A 24,409-nucleotide genomic window follows, 5' to 3' on the forward strand; every position below is an offset into this window, starting at 1 on the left:
TGCGCTCACAGGGCACGCTTCCGGGGGCCGGGCACCTGGGCGTCGGACTCGCGGAGGTACAGGGGGGTGGAGTCCAGGAGCTGCTCCCCCGCAGCGAGTCGGGCGAGCGCGGACTGGCCCAGCGAGAGAGCCTCCGGCTGCCGGGTGTTGAATTCCGCAACGGCCTTGACCACGTCGGAGTAGATGCCGGCGCCCGCACCGTACACCGGCAGGTCCGGCAGGTCCGCGGCGAATCCGACGTGCGGGCCGTCGGCCAGGTGGGGCAGCTGGGCATCGGCGAGGGTGTACCGGGCCCAGTACACCTCCTTCCGGCGGGCGTCGGTGGCCACGATGAACTCCGCGGCCGCCTCGGTGGATTCGGCGACCTCGAGGGCGATCGCGTCCAGGCTCATGACGCCGTAGAGGGGTTTGTCCCAGACAAAGGCGAGCGTGCGCGCCGTGACGATCCCGGAACGCAGTCCCGTGAACGGGCCCGGACCGACGCCGGTGACGATGGCGTCGACGTCGTGGCCGCTGACCCCGGCCTCGGCCAGGAGCGCGTCGATGCCCGGCGCCAAAACCTCCGCGTGCGTGCGCGTGTCCTCGGTGGCGAAGCTGGCCAGCACGGATTCCGGCGCGTCGTCGGAGACCAGCGCGGCGCTGGCGACGGCCGAGGTGTCGATGGCGAGGATCAGCATCAGGCGTTCCGTTCCGGGGGCTGGGGCGTGGTCTCGGGCAGTGCGGTCTCGGGCTCACCGGTGCCGGACGAGTCGATGCCGGGCAGCGCCGGCGGTTCGGCCCAGCGCGGGCCGAAGCCGCGGATCACGACGGTCCGGGGCTCGTCGTCGTCGTCCGTGTCGAAATCGAGAACCGGCGCGGCGGCGTCAACGACGGTGGCGGCGGGGCCGGCGTCGGGCGTGTCCCCGGCACCGCCGCGGGTGCGGTGCAGCTCCACTTCCAGCCGGCTGTCGCTCAGGTGTTCCACCCGGGCCCGGCCCCATTCGACCACGGTCACGGCGGTGTCCATGGTGTTTTCCAGATCGATGTCATCGATCTCGGCGGCCGACTCCAGGCGGTACGCGTCCACGTGCACCAGGTCCGGGCCGCCCGGCCGCGGACCCGCGGGCAGGTTGGGGTGGATGCGCACGAGGACGAAGGTCGGGGAGATGATGCCGGCGCGCACGCCCAGGCCTTCGCCCAGGCCCTGGGTGAACGTCGTCTTGCCGGCACCGAGTTCGCCGGTGAGGACCAGCAGGTCGCCGGCTTCGAGGACGGCACCGAGCGCCGCACCGAGGGCGTGCGTCTGCGCCGCCGTCGACACGTCCAGGCGCCGTTCCCACACGGGGCCGCTCACGGCTGCTCGTCGCCGGCGGCGGGCTCTTCGTTCAGGTAGCGGCGCGGCACCCGGGGGCTGATCCGGGTGACGATCTCGTAATTGTTGGTGCCGGCGGCCCGGGCCCAGTCGTCGGCGGTGGGTCCGCCGTCGGCGCCGTCACCGAACAGCACCGCCTCGGCCCCGAGGATGCTCGGGCCCCCGGCCGTGACGTTGCGGGGACCGAGGTCGATCACCATCTGGTCCATCGCGATGCGCCCCACCACGGGATAGTTGACGCCCTCGACCCGGACCGGGCCGCCGGTCGCGACACGCGGGACGCCGTCAGCGTAGCCCAGCGGGATCAGCCCGAGGGTGCTGACGCCGTCCGTGCGGTAGTTCAGCCCGTAGGACACGCCCTGCCCGGCGGGCACGTCCTTGCAGTGCGAGACCACGGTGCGGACCGTCATCGCCGGGCGGAGTCCGAGCTCTGCCGGGCTTTGCCCCTCAAAGGGGGAGAGCCCGTAGAGCCCGAGCCCGACGCGGACCAGGTCGAAGTGCGTGTCCGGCCGGGACAGGGTGGCCGGGGTGTTGGCCAGGTGGCGGACCTCCGGGTCCACGCCGGCGTCCTGGGCGACGGCCAGGACCTGGCGGAACGCCGCGAGCTGTTCGTCGGTTTCTGGCCGTTCGGGCTCGTCGGCGACGGCGAGGTGGGAGAAAATCCCGACGACGCGGAGCAGGCCCTGGTCCTGGTACTCCATGGCTTCACCCACCAGACCGTCCCAGGCATCGAGCGTGGCGCCGTTGCGGCCCAGCCCGGTGTCGACCTTCAGGTGGATGCGCGCGGGCCGTTCCTGCTCGCGGGCGGCGGCCACGATCCGTTCCAGTTCCCAGCCCGAGCAGCCGATGTCGATGCCGGCGGCCACCGCGGCGGCGAAGTTGCTGTCCGGGGTGTGCAGCCACGCCAGCAGCGGCGCCTCGATCCCGGCGGCGCGCAGGGCCAGGGCCTCGGAGATGTGGGCGGTGCCGAGCCAGCTGGCCCCTGCCCCCAGGGCGGCCCGGGCCACGTGGACGGCGCCGTGCCCGTAGGCGTCGGCCTTGACCACGGCCATGACCTTCGCGGGTGAGGCCACCGCTGCGATGTGGCGGACGTTGTGCCGGACGGCGTCGAGGTCGATTACTGCCGAGCGTTCCTCCGCGCGGACCGGCGCGGCCGCCGGTTCGGACAGGAGATCGCCTGTTGCTGCTTGGTAAGTCACTTAACGATTCTAGGGGTGGCGCCGCGGGCCGAAGAATCCGGGCGGCACGGCCTGCCGCTGGACATGCCCTCCCTTCCCCGCGGGACATGCTCATTCCTCACCGCGGGACATGCTCATTCTTCGCGCGCACGAACGGGCATAACAGGTCTATGCCCAGTCCTTGGCCCCAGCGAAGGACATGCCCAACGGTGCAGGAGTACCGCCCGGCCCGGCCCGCGGGACATGCTCATTCCTCGCGCGCACGAACGGGCATAACAGGTCTATGCCCAGTCCTTGGCCCCAGCGAAGGACATACCCAACGGTGCAGGAGTACTGCCCCGCCGGGCCCGCGGGACATGCTCAGACTGGGCCGCGCTCCGGGAGCCGGGAATGAATTCCTCAGCCCAACTGTCAGGGCAAGTTCAGCCCCGTTTGGAGCATGCCCATTCTCGGGTGCCCGCAACGAGGAGCATGCCCATTCTCGGGTGCCCGCAACGAGGAGTATGCTCGCGGGTGGGCACGGCCAACGGGCATCACGGCATCATGTCCGTTGCCTACGGCCGGAGCTGGGCATGTCCAACGGTGAACCCGAACCGGCGCGACTCTCACGCGGGACATGCCCCATCGCGGGCGCCCGCGGCAGGGAGCATGCCCAGTACCGGGCAGGGCCAACGGGCATGACAGCATCATGTCCGTTGCTCAGGGTCAAGATTGAGCATGTCCAGCGGTGGGAGTGACCGCAACCCGCCCCGGGCCTGCCGCCACGCTCCTTCCCGGATTGCCCCCACGCGTTGCCCCTACGCGTCGGACAGGTGGGCGATGGTCGCCGTCGCACGCCGCTGCGCCTGTGACGGAACATCGCGGACAATCTCCTCCAGGAACCCGTACCGGCGCAGCCACTGGCTGCTTTGCCGCTCCTTGCGGGCGTTGGCGCGCTGCCACCAGTCCGCGATGTCCCCCCAGCCGGGCGCGGCGAGGGAGCCGCCGACTTCCTGCACGGCCAGGGCGGCGCACAGGTTGGCGAACCGCAGCCGGTCCCCGAGCGGCCAGCCGGCGAGGCAGCCCACGATGAACGCCGCGCCGAAGCAGTCGCCGGCCCCGGTGGGATCGTACGCGCGGACCGGCAGGGACGGGACCCATTCCTCCTCCCCCGTCTCGGAATCGACCGCCATGGAACCCTGCGGGCCGAGGGTCACCACGGCCACGGGAACCCGGTCAGCGAGCGAATACAGGGCGGACCAGGGGCTGTCCTTGCCGGTGAAGGCCATCGCCTCGTGCTGGTTGGGCATGAAGGCGTGGAAGTGCCGCAGGTTGTCCAGCCGTGCCGAGGACCACACCCCGGTCGGGTCCCAGCCGACGTCGCCGAACAGCCGGACGCCGTTCTTGTGCGCGTCCAGGGCCCAAGGTTCGAGCTCCTCCCCCAGCTCGGCGACGGCCGCGAGCGCCTGCGGCGGGGATCCGATGAGTTCGGTGGATGTCACCGGCGCCGGGTGCCCATGGGTCACCATGGACCGGTCCTTCTCCACGCTCAGGGACACCGTGACGGGAGAATGCCAGCCGGGCACGCGCCGGGACAGGGACAGGTCCACGTGCTCCTGGCCGGCCAGGATCTTCCAGTTGTAGTCGCCGTAGCCGTCGTCGCCGAACGCGGCCGCCAGCCCGGTCCGCAACCCCAACCGGGCCGCGGCAATTGCCTGGTTGGCGACACCGCCGGGGCAGCTGCCCATCCCGTCGCTCCAGATTTCCGTTCCGGGCTGCGGTGCGTGCGGCAGCCCGGTGAAGATGATGTCCTGGAACACGGTGCCGGTCAGGAGCAGGTCGAACCCGTCCGCGGCCGTGCTGCGGACGGCGGACAGCGGGTCAAAACGCCGCGTCGAATTCGCGTCCATATACGGCACACTACGCCGTCCCGCCGCCGGGCGAAACCGCGTGAACGGCGGCCGGAAACGGCTGCGGGGCAGGCAGCGCCGGCGCACCCCGGGCAACGCCGCGGGCGCCGAAGCATAGACTGGGCGCATGCGGCTCACGATCGTCGGCGGGGGCGGGTTCCGGGTCCCCCTGGTCTACCGGGCGCTCTCCGCCGGGCCCTTCGCGGGGCTGGTGCGGGAGCTGGTGCTCTACGACGTCGACGCCGGGCGGCTGGCCGCGATCGAGGCCGTCCTGGCGTCGCTGGCCGGGGAAAGTCCGCCCGGTTCCGGCCCGCAGGTCCGGGCCGTGTCATCTCTCGCCGAGGCTCTCGACGGTGCCGACATGGTCTTCGCCGCGATCCGGCCCGGCGGCACGGCCGGGCGGATAGCCGACGAGCGGATTGCCCTCAGCCTCGGGCTCCTGGGCCAGGAAACCACCGGCGCCGGCGGCATCTCCTACGCCCTGCGGTCCATCCCGCCCATGCTGGAGCTCGCGGCACAGATGCGGCGCCGTTGCCCGGATGCGTGGCTGCTGAACTTCACCAACCCCGCCGGCATCGTCACCGAGGCGCTCGTGCCTGTGCTCGGGCGCCGGGTGATCGGGATCTGCGACTCCGCCAGCGGCCTCGTGCACCGGGCGGCGCGCGCGGCCGGCGTCACGCTCCCGGACGGCAGGCTCGACGGCGTGGGCTACTACGGCCTGAACCACCTCGGCTGGCTGTACCGGCTGGAGTCCGGCGGCCTGGATGCGCTCCCGGCGCTGCTGGCGGACCCCGCGGCGCTGGCGGGCTTCGAGGAGGGCCGCCTGTTCCCGCAGGAGTTCCTGGCCGGCCTGGGCCTCCTGCCGAACGAATACCTCTTTTACTATTACGAGACCGCCCGCGCGGTGGCCGGGATGCGCGGGGCGGACCTGACCCGGGGCGAATCCATCGCCCGGCAGCAGGAGGAGCTCTATCCCCGGCTGGCGGCCGCCGGGCCCGGGGCGTTTGCGCTCTGGGAAGCTGCCCGCCGCTCGCGCGAGGAGGGCTACCTGGCCGAGGCCCGCGCCGCGGGCGAACGCCGGGACGAGACCGACCTCGCCGGCGGCGGCTACGAACGCGTCGCCCTCGCCGCCATGCGCGCCCTCTCCGGGGGCGGCGCGGCCGAGCTGATCCTCAACACAGTCAACACCCTCAACACCGCCCCGCCGGCAGGTCCCGGACCGGGCCCCGAAGCGTCGGCGGCCGTGCCCGGGCTGCCGGCGGACGCCGTCGTCGAGGTCCCGTGCCAGGTGACGCCCGACGGCGCCGTGCCGCTCCCGCAGGACGCGCCGGGGCCGGCGGAACTGGAGCTGATGCGGCGGGTCAAGGACGTCGAGCGGCTCGTGGTGGAGGCGGCGACCACGGGCCGGCGGGAGGCGGCCCTCGCCGCGTTCGCCCGGCACCCGCTGGTGGATTCGGACGCCCTCGCCGCCGGGCTGCTCGCCGGCTACGCGGCCGCGTTCCCGGGACTGCTGGCCGCGCCGCCCCCGCGGTAGCGCCAGGCAAGGCGCCGGAACCGGCGGCGCCGCGGAACAGGCTGCGAACCCGCGGCCGCTGCAGGAGTAGTGTTTTATCCGAACACACATGTGCCGAGGAAAGGGGAACCGTGTCGCTGATCCGCCGGGTCGCTTTCCTCTCCCTGCACACCTCCCCCATGGAGCAGCCCGGCTCCGGTGACGCCGGCGGCATGAACGTCTACGTCCGGGCGCTGGCGGCGGCCCTCGCCGAGACCGGCGTCGAGGTCGAAATCTTCACCCGGTCCACCTCGGCGACGCAGCCCGCCGTCGAACATCCCTCTCCGGGGGTGTGCGTGCACAATGTCCTGGCCGGACCGCCGCGGAAGCTGCCCAAGGAGGAGCTCCCGGAACTGCTGCACAGCATGGTCGCCGAGATCGACCGGATCCGGAAGCTCCAGCCGCACGGCAGGTACGACGTCATCCACTCCCACTACTGGGTCTCCGGCGTGGCCGGACTGGAACTGGCCGACCTCTGGCGCGTGCCCCTCGTCCACACCATGCACACCATGGCCAAGGTCAAGAACCAGCTCCTCGGGTCCGGCGAGCAGCCCGAGCCGCGGCGGCGGGAGGACGGCGAGCAGCGGATTGTCGACGGCGCCGCCCGGCTCATCGCCAACACCGGCACCGAAGCGGCGGAACTGGTCTCGCACTACAGCGCCGACATCGACCGCATCGACGTCGCGCCGCCCGGCGTCGACCTGACCGTCTTCACCCCGGCGTTCCGGAACCGCGCCCGGGCCGACCACGGCGTGGCCCCGGGGAAGTTCCACCTGCTCTTCGCCGGCCGGATCCAGCGGCTCAAAGGGCCGCAGGTGCTGGTCAAGGCCGCCGCGCTCCTGCGGTCCCGGCGACCGGACATCGACCTGCAGCTGACCATCGTGGGGGCCGTGAGCGGCGCCAAGGACTTCAACCTGAAGACACTGATCAGCACCGCCGGAATGGACGACGTCGCCACCCACCACCCGCCCGTCAACGCACCGGAGCTGGCCGGCTGGTACCGCTCGGCCGACGTCGTCGTAATGCCCTCCTACAGCGAATCCTTCGGGCTGGTGGCCCTGGAGGCGCAGGCCTGCGGAACCCCTGTCCTCGCCACCAAGGTCGGCGGGCTGTCCCGCGCCGTGCAGGACGGGCGGACCGGGATGCTGGTGGAGGGCCATAAGGCCTGCGACTGGGCCGACGCCCTCGAGGCCCTCTACGACGATCCCCAGACCCGCACCGACATGGGGCGTGCCGCCGCGATCCATGCCCAGGAATTCGGCTGGCAGCGCACCGCCGCGATCACACTGGAGAGTTACCACACCGCCCTGAGCCAGTACTTTGGAACCCTGAGCATGCCGGTGGGCCATACCCCCTGACCGGACCCCCGATCCCCGGGCCGGAGACACCGGACCGGGACACCCGCTGACGCCACGAGCGAAAAGGACAACGATGTCTGAGACCACCACCGCCGGAAACACCGTCCCCAGCGACCTTGAGATTGCCCAGCGGGCCGTGATGCAGCCGATCGGGCAGATCGCGGCGGCGGCCGGCATCAACCCCGATGCGCTGGAGCTCTACGGACCCTACAAGGCCAAGATCGATCCGGCCCGGCTGCAGGCCCCGGCCGGCGCCCCGGCGCACACGCCCGGAAAAGTGGTGCTCGTCTCGGCGATGTCCCCCACCCCGGCCGGTGAGGGGAAGTCCACCACCACGGTGGGGCTCGCGGATTCCCTGGCCCGGGCCGGGCACAAGGTGATGATCGCGCTGCGGGAGCCCTCGCTCGGGCCCATCCTGGGCATGAAGGGCGGCGCCACCGGCGGCGGCTACTCCCAGGTCCTCCCGATGGACCAGATCAACCTGCACTTCACCGGCGACTTCCACGCCATCACGTCGGCGAACAACGCCCTCATGGCCCTCGTGGACAACCACATCTTCCAGGGCAACGAGCTGAACATCGATCCGCGGCGGATGACGTTCAAGCGGGTCCTGGACATGAACGACCGCTCCCTGCGCGAGGTCGTGATCGGTCTCGGCGGTCCGGCCCAGGGCGTCCCGCGGCAGGACGGGTTCGACATCACGGTGGCCTCGGAGATCATGGCGGTGTTCTGCCTCGCCACGGACCTGAACGATCTGCGCGAACGGCTGGGCCGGATCACCTTCGGCTACACCTACGACCGCCGGCCGGTCACCGTGGCCGACCTCGGGGTCCAGGGCGCCCTGACCATGCTGCTCAAGGACGCCATCAAACCCAACCTCGTGCAGACCATCGCCGGCACCCCAGCCCTCGTGCACGGCGGCCCGTTCGCCAACATCGCCCACGGCTGCAACTCCCTCATCGCCACCCAGACGGCCCGCAGCCTGGCCGACATCGTGGTGACGGAGGCGGGCTTCGGCGCCGACCTTGGCGCCGAAAAGTACATGGACATCAAGGCGCGGATGGCCGACGTCGCCCCCTCCGCCGTCGTCCTCGTCGCGACCGTCCGGGCCCTCAAGATGCACGGCGGCGTCGCGAAGGACCTGCTCAAGGAACCCAACGTGGAGGCGCTGGCCGCCGGCGTCGCCAATCTTCAGCGGCACATCCGCAACGTCGAAAAATTCGGGATCGTCCCGGTGGTGGCGGTCAATAAGTTCGCCACGGACACCGCCGAGGAACTGGACTGGCTGCTCGAGTGGTGCGCCGCGGAGGGCGTCCAGGCCGCGGTGGCCGACGTCTGGGGCCGCGGCGGAGGCGGCGACGGCGGGGACGAGCTCGCGGCGAAGGTGGCGGCGGCGATCGATGCCCCGCACGGCTTCCGGCACCTGTACCCGCTGGACATGCCCATCGAGGACAAGATCCGCACCATCGTGCAGGAGGTTTACGGCGCCGACGGCGTGGACTTCTCGGTCCCGGCCCTCAAGCGGCTGGCCGAGATCGAGAAGAACGGCTGGTCCGGGATGCCCGTGTGTATGGCGAAAACCCAATACTCCTTCACCGACGACGCCACCCGGCTCGGCGCCCCCAAGGGCTTCACCGTCCACGTCCGCGACCTCATTCCCAAGACCGGCGCCGGTTTCATCGTCGCCCTCACCGGCGCCGTCATGACCATGCCGGGCCTGCCCAAGGTCCCGGCCGCGATGCGCATGGACGTCGACGCCGCGGGCAACCCCACCGGCCTCTTCTAACCCGACCCTCCCTCACCTCTCGCGCGCCCCCACCCGACGCTCCCTCACCTCCCGCACGTCCCCACCCGACGCTCCCTCACCTCTTGCATTGCGCCGATGGCGGGGCCGCCGTCGTGCGCCTGCTTTGGTAAGTCAATGCTGCCCACCTGTGGATAACGCCTGCACGGCTTTCCAAATCGGTACACAATGCGACCATGAAAACGCCAAGGGAACTCCCCGGCCAACTCACCGCTGCTCCGTTCACGATTGCCGCGGCCAGATCGCTGGGCATTCCGAATACCAGGCTCAGACAGTCCGACATCATTCACGTCAGCCGGGGACTCTACCGGCCGGCTGCGTGGAACTTCGAACTGGAGTCGGCGGCTCGTGCGTTGTCCGCTGCCTCGCCCGGGGCTTGGATCTCGCACGTCACGGCTGCCAGGCTCAGATGCCAGATCCTGCCTCCGTGGCTCTCGGACTCCGATGAGCTCCACTTGAGCAAGCCGCGAGCGCTCCCGGAAGTCCGGCGCAAAGGCGTTCTCGGGCATACGGTCCTTGCACTCGACGGCGAGGTCGAAACGGTGGACGGAATCCGGATCAGCACGCGCCCCCGGACCTGGCTCGATCTCGCCCGGCGGCTCAACCTGCCAGAGCTGGTATGCATGGGCGATGAGCTTGTCCGGATTCCCCGGCCTGAGTTTGAGGGGCGCAGCGAGCCATACGCGACCTTCGACGAGCTGCGTGCCATGGTGGGGCGTCACCCGAATCTGCAGGGAATCGTCCGTGCCCGGGCCGCACTGGACTTGATGCGCGTTGGCTCGGATTCCGCGCCGGAGACGCTCCTGCGCCTCGCGATGTGCGACGCCGGACTCCCTGAGCCGGAACTGCAGCTCCGGCTGCACCCGGCCGGCCCGTTCTCGCCGACGGCGGACCTTGGGTATCGCCGTCGTCGTCTGGCGATTCAGTACGACGGCGGGCACCACCTGGTCGCTTCTCAAGTAGTGAGCGATCGCCGCCGTGACAGGGCCTTCGAGGCTGCAGGCTGGACGGTCCTCGTCCTCACCCGTGACGACCAGTCCGATGGCTATGCCGGCGCCGTCGCCAAAATCAAGCGCATTCTCCGGACTTCGTATCTCAGTCCGGCCGCCGCAGCGGGATTTTCCAGCACCATCTGAGGTGAAGGAGCCCTCTCCTGCGGTTGTGACGGAGGGTCGATTGCATCCCGACCAGAGATGCCGGAGCGTTCCCACTTTCCCCGGGAATTGCGACGCTCCCCCACCACAGGTGAGGGAGCGTCGGGTCTGGACACCCCAAAAGTGAGGGAGCGTCGGGTTGGGACACCCCAAAAGTGAGGGAGCGTCGGGGGTGGAGGGGCTAGCGCTCCAGGTCGCCGCGGATGAAGGCCTCGACCTTTTCGCGGGCGAGGTCGTCGTTGAACTGCTCCGGCGGGGACTTCATGAAGTAGCTTGAGGCGGAGAGCAGCGGGCCGCCGATGCCGCGGTCCAGGCCGATCTTGGCGGCGCGGATGGCGTCGATGATCACGCCGGCGGAGTTGGGCGAGTCCCAGACTTCCAGCTTGTATTCCAGGGACACGGGGGCGTCGCCGAAGTTGCGGCCCTCGAGGCGGACGAAGGCCCACTTGCGGTCATCGAGCCACTGGACGTAGTCGGACGGGCCGATGTGGACGTCCTTGGCGGCGAGCTCGGCCTCGACGTTGGAGGTGACGGCCTGCGTCTTGGAGATCTTCTTGGACTCGAGCCGGTCGCGTTCCAGCATGTTCTTGAAGTCCATGTTGCCGCCGACGTTCAGCTGGTACGTGCGGTCCAGGGTGACGCCGCGGTCCTCGAACAGCTTGGCCATGACGCGGTGCGTGATGGTGGCGCCGATCTGGCTCTTGATGTCATCGCCCACGATCGGGACGCCGGCGGCGGTGAACTTGTCCGCCCACTCCTTGGTCCCGGCAATGAAGACGGGCAGGGCGTTGACGAACGCCACGCCGGCGTCGATCGCGCACTGGGCGTAGAACTCCGCGGCTTCCTGGGAACCGACCGGCAGGTAGCAGACCATGACGTCAACCTTGGCGTCCTTGAGGGCCTGGACGACGTCGACCGGCTCCTCCGGGGACTGCTCGATGGTCTCGAGGTAGTACTTGCCAAGGCCGTCCAGGGTGTGGCCGCGCTGGACGGTGACCCCGGTCGGCGGGACGTCGGCGATTTTGATGGTGTTGTTTTCGCTGGCCAGGATGGCGGCGGAGAGGTCCTGGCCGACCTTCTTGCCGTCGACGTCGAACGCGGCGACGAACTCGACGTCGCCGACGTGGTACTGGCCGAACTCCACGTGCATCAGGCCCGGAATCGTGGCCTTGGGGTCGGCGTCCTTGTAGTACTCGACGCCCTGGACCAGCGAAGCGGCGCAGTTACCTACGCCGACGATTGCAACACGAATCGGATGTGAAGACACGGAACTCCTTTTGAGGACAAGGCTGACCGGCGCGGCCGCACCCGGTCGAACGGCTCAGCTGCGAAGCTCAGCGGTACGGCTCTGTGGTGCGGGCGGCAGGCTGACACGGCGCGGTAAGGCGCCCTTAGTAGTTTAGACAACACCGCCGGGGCCGCGGTTGTTCCCCGCGGTCCCGGCGGTGTGTGTGACGGCCGGCCTGCGGCCCACTTCTGCGGCCTACTTCTGCGCCCACAGGTTGATGTCGGATTCGACGGCGAACTCGTCGATCGCCGTCAGCTCATCGGCGGTGAACTCCAGGTTGTTCGTGGCGGCGAGGGTGTCCTCGAGCTGGGCGACGCTGGACGCGCCGACCAGCGCCGACGTGACGGAGGCGCCCTTGCCCTGTTCGCGGAGAATCCAGGCGATGGCCATCTGGGCGAGCGTCTGCCCGCGGCCCTGCGCGATCTGCTGCAGCCCGCGGACGCGGGCGAGGTTCTCCTCGCTGATCATGCCTTCGTCCAGCGACTTGTGCTGCGCGGCGCGGGACCCGGCGGGGATCCCCGTGAGGTAGCGGTCGGTGAGCATGCCCTGCGCCAGCGGCGAGAATGCGATGGACCCGGCACCCACCTGCTCCAGCGTCTCGTAGAGGTTGGGGCTGCCGTTCTCGGTCCAGCGGTTCAGCATGGAGTAGCTGGGCTGGTGGATCAGCAGCGGGGTGCCGAGGTCCTTCAGGATCCGCGCCGCCTCGAGGGTCTGCTCCGGGGTGTAGGACGAAATGCCGGCGTAGAGTGCCCGGCCGGAGCGCACGGCCTGGTCCAGCGCGCCCATGGTCTCTTCCAGCGGCGTTTCGGGGTCCGGACGGTGGCTGTAGAAGATGTCGACGTAGTCCAGGCCCATCCGGTTCAGGGACTGGTCCAGGCTGGCCAGCAGGTACTTGCGGGAGCCGAAGTTGCCGTAGGGGCCCGGCCACATGTCGTAGCCGGCCTTGCTGGAAATGACGAGTTCGTCGCGGTACGGGGCGAAGTCGTCCTTGAGGTGGCGGCCGAAGTTGGTTTCGGCGCTGCCGTAGGGCGGGCCGTAGTTGTTGGCGAGGTCAAAGTGGGTGACGCCGAGGTCGAAGGCGCGGCGCAGGATGGCGCGCTGGACCTCGAACGGCTTGTCATCGCCGAAGTTGTGCCACAGGCCCAGCGAGATGGCCGGGAGTTTCAGGCCGCTGCGCCCCACACGGCGGTAGGGCATGGTGTCGTAGCGGGAGTCCGCTGCCATATAAGTCATACGTCTTATCCTGCCTTAGTTGATGAGAATCGCGGCGCTGTGGCCCGGGAGCTCAAGCCGTCCGGCCGCGTCGAGAAGGACGCCGTCGTCGGTGGTCAGGGCGAGCGAGCCGCCGCCAACGGGTATCCGCCGGGTTTCGGCGGAGAAGTTCATCGCCACTTCCGCGGACCCGCGGCGCAGCCGGAGCCAGCCGTCGTCCTCGCTGAAGTCGACGGCGGTCTCCCCGAACCCTGCACCCGCGAGGTCCGGTGTGCTGCGGCGCAGCGCGATGAGTGCCCGGTAGAGCTCCAGGAGCCGGGCGTGGTCCCCTTCACCGGCCTCGGCCCAGTTCAGTTTGGACCGGGTGAAGGTCTGCGGGTCCTGCGGATCGGGCACGACGGCGGCATCCCACCCCATGCGTTCGAACTCCTTGATCCGGCCCTCGGCCGTCGCTGTGCCCAGTTCGGGCTCCGGGTGCGAGGTGAAGAACTGCCAGGGCGTGGTGGCCCCGTATTCCTCGCCCATGAAGAGCATGGGTGTGAACGGCGAGGTCAGGGTGGCGACGGCGGCGAGCGCCAGCTGCCCGTAGCCCAGGGTCTGGGACAGCCGGTCCCCGGTGGCCCGGTTGCCGACCTGGTCGTGGTTCTGGCTGCAGACCACCAGCGCTGCAGGGTGGACCAGGGCCTGGCTGATGGGCCGGCCGTGGTGGCGGCCGCGGAAGCTGGAGTAGCTGCCGTCATGGAAGAAGCCGCGTTCCAGGACCTTGGCCAGGGCGGCCAGGGACTCGAAGTCGGCGTAGTAGCCGGTGGCCTCGCCGCTGACGTTGACGTGGACGGCGTGGTGGAAGTCATCGCTCCACTGCCCGGCCAGGCCGTAGCCGTTGGCGTCCCGCGGGTAAAGCAGGCGCGGATCGTTCAGGTCCGATTCCGCGATCATGGTGGCCGGACGCCCCGTCTCCGCGGAGACCTGATCGGCCAGCGCACCGAACTCCTCGAGCAGGTGCACCGCGCGCTCGTCCCTGAAGGCGTGCACGGCGTCCAGCCGCAGGCCGTCCACGTGGTAGTCCCTTAGCCACATTGCGGCGTTGTCCAGGATGTAGCGGCGGACCTCATCGGACCCCGGGCCGTCCAGGTTGACGGAGTCGCCCCAGGTGTTGCCCTCCCCGGATTTGAGGTACGGCCCGAACCGCGGGAGGTAGTTCCCGCTGGGGCCGAGGTGGTTGTAGACGACGTCCTGGATGACGCCGAGGCCGGCGGCATGGGCGGCGTCCACGAAGCGCTGGTACGCGGCCGGGCCGCCGTAGCCCTCATGCACGGCGTACCAGAGGACGCCGTCGTAGCCCCAGTTGTGCGTGCCGTTGAACCCGTTGACCGGCAGCAGTTCAACGAAATCGATGCCGAGCCCGGCCAGGTAGTCCAGCTTCCCGGCCGCGGCGTCCAGCGTTCCCTCCGGGGTGAAGGTGCCGACGTGCAGTTCGTAGATGACGGCGCCCCGGAGGTCCCGGCCGGCCCACTGCCCGTCCGTCCAGCGGTGCTGTCCGGCGTCGAACGTGCGGGAGAGCGCGTGCACGCCCTCGGGCTGCCGCCGGGACCGCGGGTCCGGCAACGGCGTGGAGTCCCCGTCCACCAGGTATCCGTAGTCCACGTCCCCCGACGCCGGCGCGCCGGGGGCCGTCCACCAGCCGGCCGTCGGGTCCCCGGCGGCGCCGTCGCGGCGGACCATGGGGTACCGCTCGCCGCCGGCGACGAGCGTGACGGCGTCCGCCTCCGGTGCCCAGAGGTCGAATCGTGCGGTCCCGTGTGCGGGCAGAGTCATTGCCGTTCCCCTCAATCGGTTCGTCAGGACGTGCGCCTCAGGCGGCCGGCACGAGGAGGGCCACCGGGTAGTCCCGCAGGATATCCCCCGCCGCCACCGGGCCCGGGCCGTGCGTCCGGCCGGTCAGTTCATCGGTCATGGCGGCGGCGAGCCGGATGGCGGTGTCCTGCCAGCCGCCGCGCTGTTCGAGTCCGCGGGGCAGCCGGGTGGCGAGCGTGATCGCGCCGGGGGCCGTGCCGGAGCCGCGGTCAAAGCCGAGCAGGTGCCCGGCGGCGGCACCCGTGGCGGTCACCGGGGCGTACCCGGTGAACAGTTCCGGCCGGTCCCGCCGCAGGCGCAGCGCCCGCGAGGTCACCAGGAGCTTTGCTTCCTCGTCAAGGTACGACGCCGGACGCTCACCGGCGTCGAGCGCCGCCAGGGCGCGCTGGCGGGCGCCGAAGTCGAACGGACGCCGGTTGTCCGGGTCGGTCAGCGACCGGTCCCAGAACTCGGTGCCCTGATAGACATCCGGCACCCCGGGCATGGTGAGCTGGACCAGCTTGGCGCCCAGCGCATTGACCGCACCGTACGGGGCCAGCAGGCCCGCGAGCGATTCCAGTTCCGCCGTCACGGCCGGGTCGTCGAAGCAGGCGTCGACGGCGGCGGCCAGCTTCGCTTCGAAGGCCTCGTCCGGGTCGATCCAGTTGGTTGAATTCCCGGCTTCCCGGGCCGCTTTCCGGGCGTAGGACTGCAGGCGGTCCCGGTCCGCCGGCCAGACCCCCGCGATTGCCTGCCACAGCAGGTTGCTGAGCGGGCCGTCGGGCAGGGGTGCCAGCGCCTGCAGTCGCCGCAGGGACGCCTGCCACTGCGGCGCCAGCTCGGCCAGGACGGAGATCCGGGCGCGGGTGTCCTCACTGCGCTTCGTGTCGTGGGTGCTCAGCGTGGTCATGGACAGCGGAAGCTCGGCCTGTCTGCGGGCCATCCTGGTGTGGAACTCCTCCGGGGTGAGCGCGAACTCCGTCGGGTCGGCGCCGACCTCCGTGAGGGTGCCCAGACGGGTGTAGCGGAAGAACGCGGTGTCCTCCACGCCCTTGGCCATCACCATGCCCGAGGTCTGCTGGAAGCGGATGCCGAGTTCGGCGTCGGCGTCCAGCAGCAGCGGCAGGAGCGTGCCGATAGCCTCCCCCAGGTCGGGGCGGCGCCGGGCGGCCAGCGCGCAGGCTTCCCGGAGCACGTCGGCGCCGTCAGGAAGGTAGCTGCGGTAGACCGGGAACGCGGCAATAATCTCGGACAGCGCGTCCGCCGCGGTGTCCTGGTCCCCGCCGGCGCCGGCGGGGACCAGCCGGGCCAGCCGCAGCATTTCCGCGTGCAGGATGCCGTCGGTGATCCGGCGTTTGGTCCCGTGGATCATCTCCTCATAGTCGGCCGCCTGGCCGCCGCGCAGTTCGGCGTCGAGGGCGTCAAGCTGGCCCTGGCCGGCAGCGTCGACGAACACCCGGTCCACGTCCGCGAGGGCGTCGTAGCCGGTGGTGCCCTCGCACTGGAAACCGGCCGGCAGGGCCTCTCCGGGTTCCAGGATCTTCTCGATCAGCAGGTAGCTGCCGCCGGTCACGTCGCGCAGCCGGCGCAGGTAGCCTTCCGGATCGGCGAGGCCGTCCGGGTGGTCGATCCGCAGCCCGTCCACGAGTCCTTCCCGGAACCAGCGCGCCACCTCCGCGTGGGCCTCGTCGAAGACTTCGGGCAGTTCCACCCGGATCCCGGCAAGGCTGTTGACGGCAAAGAACCGGCGGTAGTTCAGGTCCGTGTCCGCCCGGCGCCAGCCGATCAGCTCATAGTGCTGCCGGTCGTGGACCTCGCGGGGATCGTCGGCAGTAGGGTCACCTGCGGTGAAGGTGCCCTCGGCCAGCGGAAACCGGTGGTCGTAGTAGCGCAGCTCGCCGTCACGGATCTGCAGCGCGTCCACGTCCGAGTCGTCGCCCAGCACGGGGATGCGGACGCGGCCGCCGCCAAAGTCCCAGTCGACGTCGAACGCCTGTGCGTAGCGGGACTGCCGCCCCTCCTTCAGCAGGGACCACCACCACGGGTTCTGCACCGGGGTCGCGACACCCACGTGGTTGGGCACGATGTCGACCAGCACGCCCATGCCGGCCTCCCGTGCCGCCGCCGATGCCGCCAGCAGGCCCTCCGGGCCGCCTCGGTCCGGGTCGACGGCGGAGGGATCGGTGACGTCGTAACCGTGGTCCGAGCCCCGTTCCGCCGTCAGGATGGGCGAGAGGTAGATCCAGTCCACGCCCAGCGATTTCAGGTAGGGCACGATCCGCGCGGCATCCTGCAGCGTGAAGCCGGGCCGGATCTGCAGCCGGTACGTCGAGGCCGGCGTCCTCACGAAGCCGGGCCCTTTTTGGACCGCTGCTTCTTGGCCGGCTTCGCCTTGGGCGCGGGCTCCGGGTCGGCCGCCGGCCCGGTTTCGGCGCCAGCTTCCGGCGCGGGCGCGGCGTCCGGGTCGGCGGGAGCCTCGTCAACCGGGGCTTCTTCGGTAGGAGCCTCTTCAACGGGGGCTTCCTCCGGAGCCGAGTCAGCCGGCGCCTCGTCGGCGGGAGCCTCGGCCCGCGCGGCCAGGGACGCGGCGGCGGAATAGTCCACCTCCACTTCCGGGCCCGAGTAGGAGCGCAGCACCACGAGGGACTTCGCCGCCAGCGACAGGACGGACCCGGCCTTGAGCGGCTCGTCGGTGTCGCCGTCGGCGGTGTCCACCATGAGGTCCCAGAACGGCGAGTATTCCTCGGACGGGAGCAGGAAGTCCACGGAATCGTCGTGGGCGTTGAAGGCCAGGATGAAGCTGTCATCGGTGATCCGGCGGCCGCGCGAATCCTGTTCCTGGATGCCGTGGCCGTTGTAGAACACCCCGATGGTCCGGCCGAAACCGCTGTCCCAGTCCTCCGGCAGCATTTCCTTGCCGTCGGTGTTGAGCCAGACGATGTCGGGCAGCTTCTCGCCCTCGCCGCGGCGCACCGGCCGGCCGTCAAAGAAGCGGCTGCGCCGGAAGATCGGGTGGTCTCGGCGGATCTTGTTGACCATGGCCGTGAATTCCACGAGCGGCTGGTCCGCGGAATCCCAGTGCACCCAGCTCAGTTCGGAATCCTGGCAATAGGTGTTGTTGTTGCCCTGCTGGGTGCGGCCGAGCTCGTCGCCGTGCAGGATCATCGGCACGCCCTGCGAGAGCAGGAGCGTCGCAATGAAGTTGCGCTGCTGGCGGGCGCGCAGCGTCAGGACGGCGTCGTCGTCGGTGTCGCCTTCGGCGCCGCAGTTCCACGAGCGGTTGTGCGATTCGCCGTCGTTGTTGCCCTCCCCGTTGGCGTCGTTGTGCTTCTCGTTGTAGGAAACGAGGTCGAGCATGGTGAAACCGTCGTGGGCCGTGACGAAGTTGATCGAGGCCACCGGCCGCCGGGCCGAGCTCTCGTAGAGGTCGGCCGAGCCGGTCAGCCGCGAGGCGAACTCGCCGAGTGTCGACGGCTCGCCGCGCCAGAAGTCACGGACGGTGTCGCGGTACTTGCCGTTCCATTCGGTCCATTGCGGCGGGAAGTTGCCCACCTGGTAGCCGCCGGGGCCCACGTCCCAGGGCTCGGCGATCAGCTTGACCTGGGAGACGATCGGGTCCTGTTGGATGAGTTCGAAGAAGGTGGAGAGCTTGTCGACGTCGTAGAATTCGCGGGCCAGCGTGGAGGCGAGGTCGAAGCGGAATCCGTCCACGTGCATTTCCGTGACCCAGTAGCGCAGCGAGTCCATGAGCAGCTGCAGGGAATGCGGGTGCCGGACGTTGAGCGAGTTGCCGGTGCCGGTGTAGTCCATGTAGTGCTTCAGGTCGCCGTCCACCAGCCGGTAGTAGGCGGCGTTGTCGATGCCCTTGAAAGAGAGGGTGGGGCCGAGGTGGTTGCCTTCGGCGGTGTGGTTGTACACCACGTCCAGGATCACTTCGATGCCGGCCTTGTGCAGGTCCCGGACCATCGCTTTGAACTCCTGCACCTGATGCCCGACATCGCCGGTGGAGCTGTACGTGTTTTGCGGGGCGAAGAACCCGATCGTGTTGTAGCCCCAGTAGTTGTTCAGGCCCTTTTCCACGAGGGTGCCGTCGTTGACGAACTGGTGCACGGGCATGAGTTCAACGGCGGTGATGCCGAGCTTCTTCAGGTGCTCGATCACGGCGGGGTGGGCCACGCCGGCGTAGGTGCCGCGCTGCTCTTCCGGGACCTCCTCGTGCAGCTCGGTCAGGCCCTTGACGTGGGCTTCGTAGATGACCGACTCGTGGTACGGAATGCGCAACTGACGGTCGCCGTCCCAGTCGAAGAACGGGTTGATGACGACGCCGTGCATGGTGTGCGGGGCCGAATCGGCGTCGTTGCGGGACGCGGGGTCCCCAAAGTTGTAGGAAAAGAGCGCCGGGTCCCAGTCGATCTGGCCCTGGATGGCCTTGGCGTACGGGTCCAGGAGCAGTTTGTTGGGGTTGAACCGGTTGCCGGTGTCGGGATCGTAGGGCCCGTGGACCCGGTAGCCGTACTTCTGGCCGGGCTGGATCTGCGGCAGGTAGCAGTGCCAGACGTAGCCGTCGACCTCGGTCATCTCGATTCGGGTTTCGCTCAGGTCGTCAGCCAGGAGGCACAGTTCCACGCGCTCGGCGCGCTCGCTGAACAGGGCAAAGTTGGTGCCAGTGCCGTCAAAAGTGGCTCCCAGCGGGTAAGCCGTTCCGGGCCAGACTTCCATGTGTACTCCTAGTGCGTGACGGATAATCTCTAGACAGACTACTTGTAAGTAGGGTTAGTAATTGTCAGGGCGCACTGAACGCGCCCGATTGTTACAGCTCCCGCATCACCTCCCGGGCTGCCTCGGCGATGCCGCTGGCCGTCACCGGGCCCCCGGCGGAGGCCCGGACGCCGGCGCGGCCGTGCAGGCTGGCCGCCATGGCGGCGATGGCCGCCCACCGCTGGTCGGGATCGATGCCGTGTTCGCCGAAGCGCGCGACGTCGGTTCCCAGCTGGGCGAGCAGCGCACCGGTCATTCCGGCCAGGACGTCCCCGCTGCCTGCGGTGGCGATCCAGGGCGTGCCTTCGGCCTGGCTGTAGAAGTCCTGGAACGGGGAGGCGACGAGGGTGGTCGCGCCCTTGAGCAGCACTGTGGCTTCGGTCAGGCCCGCGGCCCTGCGGACCGCAGCGAGCGTGGCCGCCTCCACGTCGGAGCGGTCCATCGCTACCCCGAGGCGCTGCAGCAGGGCCGCGAGTTCGCCGGCATGGGGTGTCAGGATCACCTGCGGGGCCAGCACCTCGGGCAGGGCCGGCAGGGCGCCGGCGTCGGCAACCGTCGGCAGGCCCGAGTCCGCGGCGTCACGGCAGCGCTGCAGCTGCTGCTCATCGGAGTCATCCAGCCCGGAGCCGACGAGCCAGGCCTGGACGTGCGTCCCGGCCACGGTTCCGGTGCTGCACACCACTTCGGGGCACGCTTGCCGGACCAGGTCCGCGACGGCGGGCGGTCCCAGGTAGCGCACCATCCCGACGCCGGCCGCCAGGGCGCCCTTGCACGCCAGCACCGCGGCACCGGGATAGGCCGCCGTCCCGGCCACCACGCCCAGCACGCCCCGGGTGTATTTGTGGGCGCGCCGCGCCGGGCGGGGCAGCAGGGCGGACAGATCCCCGGCCTCCAGCCGCTGCAGGGCAGGCCACGGCAGTTCCTGCTCAATGCCGATCGGGACTACCTGCACGCTGCCGCTGAAGTCGGCGCCGGGGTCGGCGAGCAGCCCGGCCTTCGCCGCGCCGAACGTCACCGTGAGGTCGGCGGCCAGCACGGGCGCGTGCGCCTCGCCGGTGTCCGCGTCGACGCCGCTGGGGATGTCACAGGCTACTACCAGAGCGGACCGGCCGGGCCGGGCGCGTTCCAGGGCGCGCGCCAGAAAGTGGACCAGGTCGGCGGCCGGTCCCCGCAGGCCGCCCTGTGCTCCGGTCCCCAGCACCGCGTCGATCACGACGTCGGCGGCGCCGGCCATCGCGGCGAGTTCGGCAACGTTGTCGGCGGTGAGGGCCACGGCGTGGCCGCCGGCTTTCCGGAACGCCGCAAGTCCGGCGTCGTGGGCGGCGCCGGCCGTGAGCACCGCCGTCGTCCGGATCCCGCGGCGGGCCAGCAGCGCGGCGGCGAAAAGACCGTCGCCGCCGTTGTTGCCTTTGCCGGCAAGGACGGCGACGCTGGCCCCGTACAGCCGCCGTCCGCGGCCGCGCAGGGCGCCGATCACGGCGTTGGCGAGGCCATGGGCGGCCCGCTGCATGAGAACAGCGCCCGCACCGGAACCCAGGCTGTCGTCGAGAAACGGTTTCTCGGCGTCTCGAATCTGGGTTCCGGTATAGGCGCTGATCATGTTTTCAGTCCGTTCGCGGTGCGGTGGCTGGAAGGTGCCCGGTGCTGCTCAGACCGTGATGCTCAGCCTTCGGCGATGACCGTCGCAGTGGCGATCCCGCCGTCATGGCTCATCGACAGGTGCCAGCGTTTGACGCCCTTGGACTCCGCCACGGCCAGGACGGTGCCCTTGACCTGCACCGTGGGGCCGTTCTGGTCCAGACCGATCCAGCAGTCCTGCCAGTTCATGCCGGCGGGGGCCCCCAGCACCTTGGCCACGGCTTCCTTGGCCGCGAACCGTGCGGCAAGGGAGCGTGTGTTCAGGTCCCGCTCGGCCGGCACGAACAGCCGGTCGCGCAGCCCGGGGGTGCGCTCGAGCTGACGGCCGAACCGCTCAATGTCTACGACGTCTACGCCAATGCCAACAATCATGGCGTTATTCTACGGTCACGCTCTTGGCCAGGTTGCGAGGCTGGTCCACGTCGTATCCCTTGGCCGAGGCGAGTTCGAGGGCGAAGATCTGCAGCGGCACGGTCGCCAGCAGCGGAGCCAGCAGCGTGGGCGTCTCCGGGATGTAGAAGACGTGCTCGGCGTACGCCTTGACGGCCTCGTCGCCTTCCTCCGCGATCACAATCGTCCGGGCGCCGCGGGCACGGACTTCCTGGATGTTGGAGACCACCTTGGAGTGCAGGGAATCGCGGCCGCGCGGCGACGGGACCACCACGAACACCGGCTGGCCTTCCTCGATCAGGGCGATCGGGCCGTGCTTGAGCTCGCCGGCGGCGAAGCCCTCGGCGTGGATGTACGCAAGCTCCTTGAGCTTCAGCGCGCCTTCCATCGCCACCGGGAACCCGACGTGGCGGCCCAGGAACAGCACGGACTTGGCGTCGGCCATGGACCGGCCGAGTTCCTTGATCTGGTCCTCGTTGTCGAGGATGTCCTGGATCTTGGCGGGAATCTTGCCGAGGTCGGCCAGGATGTCCTTGATCTCGCCCTGGAATTTGTTACCGCGCAGCTGTGCCAAATAAAGGCCCAGCAGGTAGGCGGCCGTGATCTGGGCGAGGAAGGCCTTGGTGGAAGCGACGGCGATTTCAGGGCCGGCGTGGGTGTAAAGCACGGCGTCCGATTCCCGCGGGATGGTGGAGCCGTTGGTGTTGCAGATGGAGACCGTCTTGGCGCCCTGTTCCTTGGCGTAGCGGACCGCCATGAGGGTGTCCATGGTTTCGCCGGACTGGGAGATGGAGACGATCAGGGTGTTCTCGTCCACGATCGGGTCCCGGTAGCGGAATTCGTGCGAGAGTTCGACCTCGGTGGGGATCCGGCACCAGTGTTCGATCGCGTACTTGGCCACCTGCCCGGCGTAGGCGGAGGTGCCGCAGGCCAGGACGATGATCTTGTCGACGCTCTTGAGCAGCTCCGGGTCAACCCGGAGCTCGTCCAGCGTCAGCCGGCCGTGGATGTCGGAGCGGCCCAGCAGGGTCTGCAGCACGGCGTCCGGCTGGTCGTGGATCTCCTTCTCCATGAAGGACGGGAAGCCGCCCTTTTCCGCGGAAGCCGGGTCCCAGTTGACGTGGTATTCCTTGCCTTCTGCGGGGGCACCGTAGAAGTCGGTGATCTCCACGGAGTCCGCGGTGATCGTGACGATCTGGTCCTGGCCGAGCTCCACGGCGCGCCGGGTGTAGTCGATGAAGCCGGAGACGTCGGAGCCGAGGAAGTTCTCGCCCTCGCCCAGGCCCACCACGAGCGGGGAGTTCCGGCGGGCCGCGACCACCACGTCAGGCTGGTCGGCGTGGACGGCCAGCAGGGTGAAGGCACCTTCGAGCCGCTGGCAGGCCAGCTCCATGGCACGGGTGAGGCCGCCCTTGGCCGCGTCACCGCCAAGCTGGTTGCGGTAGATGTCGCCCAGCAGGGCGGCGGCCACTTCGGTGTCGGTCTCGGACTGGAAGGTCACGCCCTTGCGCAGGAGTTCCTGCTTGAGTTCGGCGAAGTTCTCGATGATGCCGTTGTGGATCAGCGCCAGCTTGCCGCCGTCGGACAGGTGCGGGTGGGCGTTCTGGTCCGTCGGGCCGCCGTGCGTTGCCCAGCGGGTGTGCCCGATCCCCGTCAGGGATTCCGGCAGCGGCCTAGCCTCGAGCTCGGCGACGAGGTTGCTCAGCTTGCCGGACTTCTTCCGGGATGAAATGGTGCCGTCGGCAACCACTGCGATGCCTGCGGAGTCGTAGCCCCGGTACTCCAGGCGCCGCAGCCCTTCAAGGACAACATCCAGGGCATTGTGTCCAGCATTTACCCGGCCATCTGAGTGGCCCACATATCCAACGATTCCACACATGGTCCCAAGCCTATCGGGTTTCCGGGGGCGACGACGCGGGACAGGGCGTGCTGCGGCCCGGAAACTGGACGGCCGCACGCCGCGCGGCGAGGCCATTCCTGCCCCCACCGGCCGGTCCATTTCGCTCTCGGCGCCGCGAGGGGCAGAATCTCTAGGGTGACTTTGCAACGCAATGAAGCGACCGGGGAAGGTGTCTCCCCGTTCGTGGAGCTGGACCGGCAGACCTGGTCCCGGCTCGCCGCCCAGATGGAGCAGCCCCTTAATGAAGAGGACGTGTTCCGCCTGCGCGGCCTCGGCGACCCTCTGGACATCAAGGAAGTGCGCGAGGTCTACCTGCCGCTGTCCCGCCTGCTGCACCTGTATGTGGAGGCCGCCGGCCAGCTGCACGCGGCCACCACAACGTTCCTCGGCGAATCGACCCAGCGCACGCCGTTCGTGATCGGCGTCGCCGGCTCGGTGGCAGTCGGCAAGTCCACGATCGCCCGCGTCCTGCGGGAAATGCTCCGGCGCTGGCCGGGGACCCCGAATGTGGAGCTCATCACCACGGACGGCTTCCTCTACCCGCTGGCCGAGCTCAAGCGCCGGCAGCTGCTGGAGCGCAAGGGCTTCCCGGAGTCCTATGACCGCCGGTCCCTGCTGCGCTTTGTGAGCGAAATCAAGAGCGGCGCCGAGGAAGTCCGGGCCCCCTGGTACTCCCACGTCACCTACGACATCGTCCCGGGCAAGGAAGTAGTAGTCCGGCGGCCGGACGTGCTGATCGTGGAGGGCCTGAACGTCCTGGCCCCGGCCCGGGCGCGGCAGGACGGCCGGCAGGGGCTCGCCCTGAGTGACTTCTTCGACTTCTCCATCTACGTCGACGCCAAGACCTCGTATATCGAGGAATGGTACGTGGACCGCTTCCGCAAACTGCGGAGCACCGCCTTCGCCCAGCCGGAATCATACTTCCACCGCTACGCCACCCTGTCTGACGCCGAGGCCGAGGAGACCGCGCGCGGGATCTGGAAGCGGATCAACGAGCCCAACCTCGAGGAGAACGTCCTCCCGACCCGGGGCCGGGCGCAACTGGTCCTGACCAAGGATGCCGACCATTCCATCCGGCGGATGCTGCTGAGGAAGGTTTAGCAC

Annotated in this window: 17 protein-coding genes; 5 read left to right on the forward strand and 12 right to left on the reverse strand. The window is 69.7% G+C overall.

Annotated elements, in window-relative coordinates:
• Positions 1 to 5: 5 nt before the first annotated feature.
• From tsaB to CFN17_RS00205, 4 genes are all read right to left on the reverse strand, one after another.
• On the reverse strand, positions 6 to 677 hold the full coding sequence (gene tsaB / locus CFN17_RS00190) for a tRNA (adenosine(37)-N6)-threonylcarbamoyltransferase complex dimerization subunit type 1 TsaB (RefSeq protein WP_208749387.1): 672 nt from the start codon (positions 675 to 677) through the stop codon (positions 6 to 8).
• Positions 677 to 1,333, reverse strand: coding sequence for a tRNA (adenosine(37)-N6)-threonylcarbamoyltransferase complex ATPase subunit type 1 TsaE (gene tsaE / locus CFN17_RS00195; RefSeq protein WP_208749388.1), 657 nt, complete (start codon positions 1,331 to 1,333; stop codon positions 677 to 679). Before tsaE ends, tsaB begins: the two co-directional genes overlap by 1 nt.
• The gene (alr, locus tag CFN17_RS00200; protein WP_395925764.1) at positions 1,330 to 2,550 is read right to left on the reverse strand and encodes an alanine racemase; all 1,221 of its coding nucleotides are present in this window, start codon (positions 2,548 to 2,550) and stop codon (positions 1,330 to 1,332) included. The genes tsaE and alr overlap by 4 nt, the downstream gene beginning before the upstream one ends.
• Before the next feature lie 776 nt (positions 2,551 to 3,326).
• Positions 3,327 to 4,418 carry a carbohydrate kinase family protein gene (locus CFN17_RS00205; RefSeq protein ID WP_208749389.1) on the reverse strand — a complete coding sequence of 364 codons (1,092 nt, stop codon included), beginning with the start codon at positions 4,416 to 4,418 and terminating at the stop codon, positions 3,327 to 3,329.
• A 127-nt stretch (positions 4,419 to 4,545) separates the two neighbouring features.
• Between CFN17_RS00205 and CFN17_RS00210 the strand changes: the two genes are divergently transcribed.
• The 4 genes from CFN17_RS00210 (at position 4,546) to CFN17_RS00225 (ending at position 10,268) form a co-directional block, all read left to right on the forward strand.
• Entirely contained in the window at positions 4,546 to 5,952 is a 1,407-nt protein-coding gene (locus tag CFN17_RS00210; protein ID WP_208749390.1) for a 6-phospho-beta-glucosidase, read from the forward strand.
• A 110-nt stretch (positions 5,953 to 6,062) separates the two neighbouring features.
• Positions 6,063 to 7,328, forward strand: coding sequence for a D-inositol-3-phosphate glycosyltransferase (gene mshA, locus CFN17_RS00215; protein ID WP_208749391.1), 1,266 nt, complete (start codon positions 6,063 to 6,065; stop codon positions 7,326 to 7,328).
• 73 nt (positions 7,329 to 7,401) lie between these two features.
• Complete coding sequence (locus CFN17_RS00220) at positions 7,402 to 9,114, forward strand: formate--tetrahydrofolate ligase (RefSeq protein WP_208749392.1); 1,713 nt, start codon at positions 7,402 to 7,404, stop codon at positions 9,112 to 9,114.
• Between the two features lie 194 nt (positions 9,115 to 9,308).
• Entirely contained in the window at positions 9,309 to 10,268 is a 960-nt protein-coding gene (locus CFN17_RS00225; RefSeq protein WP_208749393.1) for a hypothetical protein, read from the forward strand.
• 199 nt (positions 10,269 to 10,467) lie between these two features.
• Here the strand turns inward: CFN17_RS00225 and CFN17_RS00230 are convergent, their stop codons facing one another.
• The 8 genes from CFN17_RS00230 to glmS form a co-directional block, all read right to left on the reverse strand.
• Positions 10,468 to 11,553: an inositol-3-phosphate synthase gene (locus CFN17_RS00230; RefSeq protein ID WP_208749394.1), complete on the reverse strand. Its 1,086-nt coding sequence runs from the start codon at positions 11,551 to 11,553 to the stop codon at positions 10,468 to 10,470.
• Between the two features lie 216 nt (positions 11,554 to 11,769).
• Complete coding sequence (mgrA, locus tag CFN17_RS00235; RefSeq protein WP_208749395.1) at positions 11,770 to 12,807, reverse strand: L-glyceraldehyde 3-phosphate reductase; 1,038 nt, start codon at positions 12,805 to 12,807, stop codon at positions 11,770 to 11,772.
• 15 nt (positions 12,808 to 12,822) lie between these two features.
• Positions 12,823 to 14,601 carry a malto-oligosyltrehalose trehalohydrolase gene (treZ, locus tag CFN17_RS00240; protein ID WP_208749396.1) on the reverse strand — a complete coding sequence of 593 codons (1,779 nt, stop codon included), beginning with the start codon at positions 14,599 to 14,601 and terminating at the stop codon, positions 12,823 to 12,825.
• A 37-nt stretch (positions 14,602 to 14,638) separates the two neighbouring features.
• On the reverse strand, positions 14,639 to 16,966 hold the full coding sequence (treY, locus tag CFN17_RS00245) for a malto-oligosyltrehalose synthase (RefSeq protein WP_208749397.1): 2,328 nt from the start codon (positions 16,964 to 16,966) through the stop codon (positions 14,639 to 14,641).
• A complete protein-coding gene (glgX, locus tag CFN17_RS00250; RefSeq protein ID WP_208749398.1) occupies positions 16,963 to 19,338 on the reverse strand; it encodes a glycogen debranching protein GlgX in 2,376 nt (791 codons plus the stop codon). Before glgX ends, treY begins: the two co-directional genes overlap by 4 nt.
• Before the next feature lie 91 nt (positions 19,339 to 19,429).
• Positions 19,430 to 20,977 (reverse strand): NAD(P)H-hydrate epimerase, encoded by a 1,548-nt coding sequence (locus CFN17_RS00255; protein ID WP_208749399.1) that lies wholly within the window; start codon positions 20,975 to 20,977, stop codon positions 19,430 to 19,432.
• A 62-nt stretch (positions 20,978 to 21,039) separates the two neighbouring features.
• Positions 21,040 to 21,387, reverse strand: a complete 348-nt coding sequence (locus CFN17_RS00260) for a holo-ACP synthase (RefSeq protein ID WP_208749400.1) — start codon at positions 21,385 to 21,387, stop codon at positions 21,040 to 21,042.
• Between the two features lie 4 nt (positions 21,388 to 21,391).
• Positions 21,392 to 23,284, reverse strand: a complete 1,893-nt coding sequence (gene glmS, locus CFN17_RS00265) for a glutamine--fructose-6-phosphate transaminase (isomerizing) (RefSeq protein ID WP_208749401.1) — start codon at positions 23,282 to 23,284, stop codon at positions 21,392 to 21,394.
• A gap of 156 nt (positions 23,285 to 23,440) precedes the next feature.
• Here glmS and coaA point away from each other — a divergent pair, with 156 nt between their 5' ends.
• A complete protein-coding gene (gene coaA / locus CFN17_RS00270; RefSeq protein WP_208749402.1) occupies positions 23,441 to 24,406 on the forward strand; it encodes a type I pantothenate kinase in 966 nt (321 codons plus the stop codon).
• Positions 24,407 to 24,409: the final 3 nt, after the last annotated feature.

The organism is Arthrobacter sp. PM3 (assembly GCF_003352915.1).
Taxonomy (GTDB): Bacteria; Actinomycetota; Actinomycetes; order Actinomycetales; family Micrococcaceae; genus Arthrobacter.

Bases quoted from the DNA above. Each gene is read 5' to 3' on its own strand.
- glgX (WP_208749398.1), bottom strand. From the start codon at position 19,338: ATGGAAGTCTGGCCCGGAACGGCTTACCCGCTGGGAGCCACTTTTGAC.
- tsaB (WP_208749387.1), bottom strand. From the start codon at position 677: ATGCTGATCCTCGCCATCGACACCTCGGCCGTCGCCAGCGCCGCGCTG.
- CFN17_RS00220 (WP_208749392.1), top strand. From the start codon at position 7,402: ATGTCTGAGACCACCACCGCCGGAAACACCGTCCCCAGCGACCTTGAG.
- CFN17_RS00210 (WP_208749390.1), top strand. From the start codon at position 4,546: ATGCGGCTCACGATCGTCGGCGGGGGCGGGTTCCGGGTCCCCCTGGTC.
- CFN17_RS00260 (WP_208749400.1), bottom strand. From the start codon at position 21,387: ATGATTGTTGGCATTGGCGTAGACGTCGTAGACATTGAGCGGTTCGGC.
- mgrA (WP_208749395.1), bottom strand. From the start codon at position 12,807: ATGACTTATATGGCAGCGGACTCCCGCTACGACACCATGCCCTACCGC.
- treZ (WP_208749396.1), bottom strand. From the start codon at position 14,601: ATGACTCTGCCCGCACACGGGACCGCACGATTCGACCTCTGGGCACCG.
- CFN17_RS00205 (WP_208749389.1), bottom strand. From the start codon at position 4,418: ATGGACGCGAATTCGACGCGGCGTTTTGACCCGCTGTCCGCCGTCCGC.
- CFN17_RS00225 (WP_208749393.1), top strand. From the start codon at position 9,309: ATGAAAACGCCAAGGGAACTCCCCGGCCAACTCACCGCTGCTCCGTTC.
- glmS (WP_208749401.1), bottom strand. From the start codon at position 23,284: ATGTGTGGAATCGTTGGATATGTGGGCCACTCAGATGGCCGGGTAAAT.
- CFN17_RS00255 (WP_208749399.1), bottom strand. From the start codon at position 20,977: ATGATCAGCGCCTATACCGGAACCCAGATTCGAGACGCCGAGAAACCG.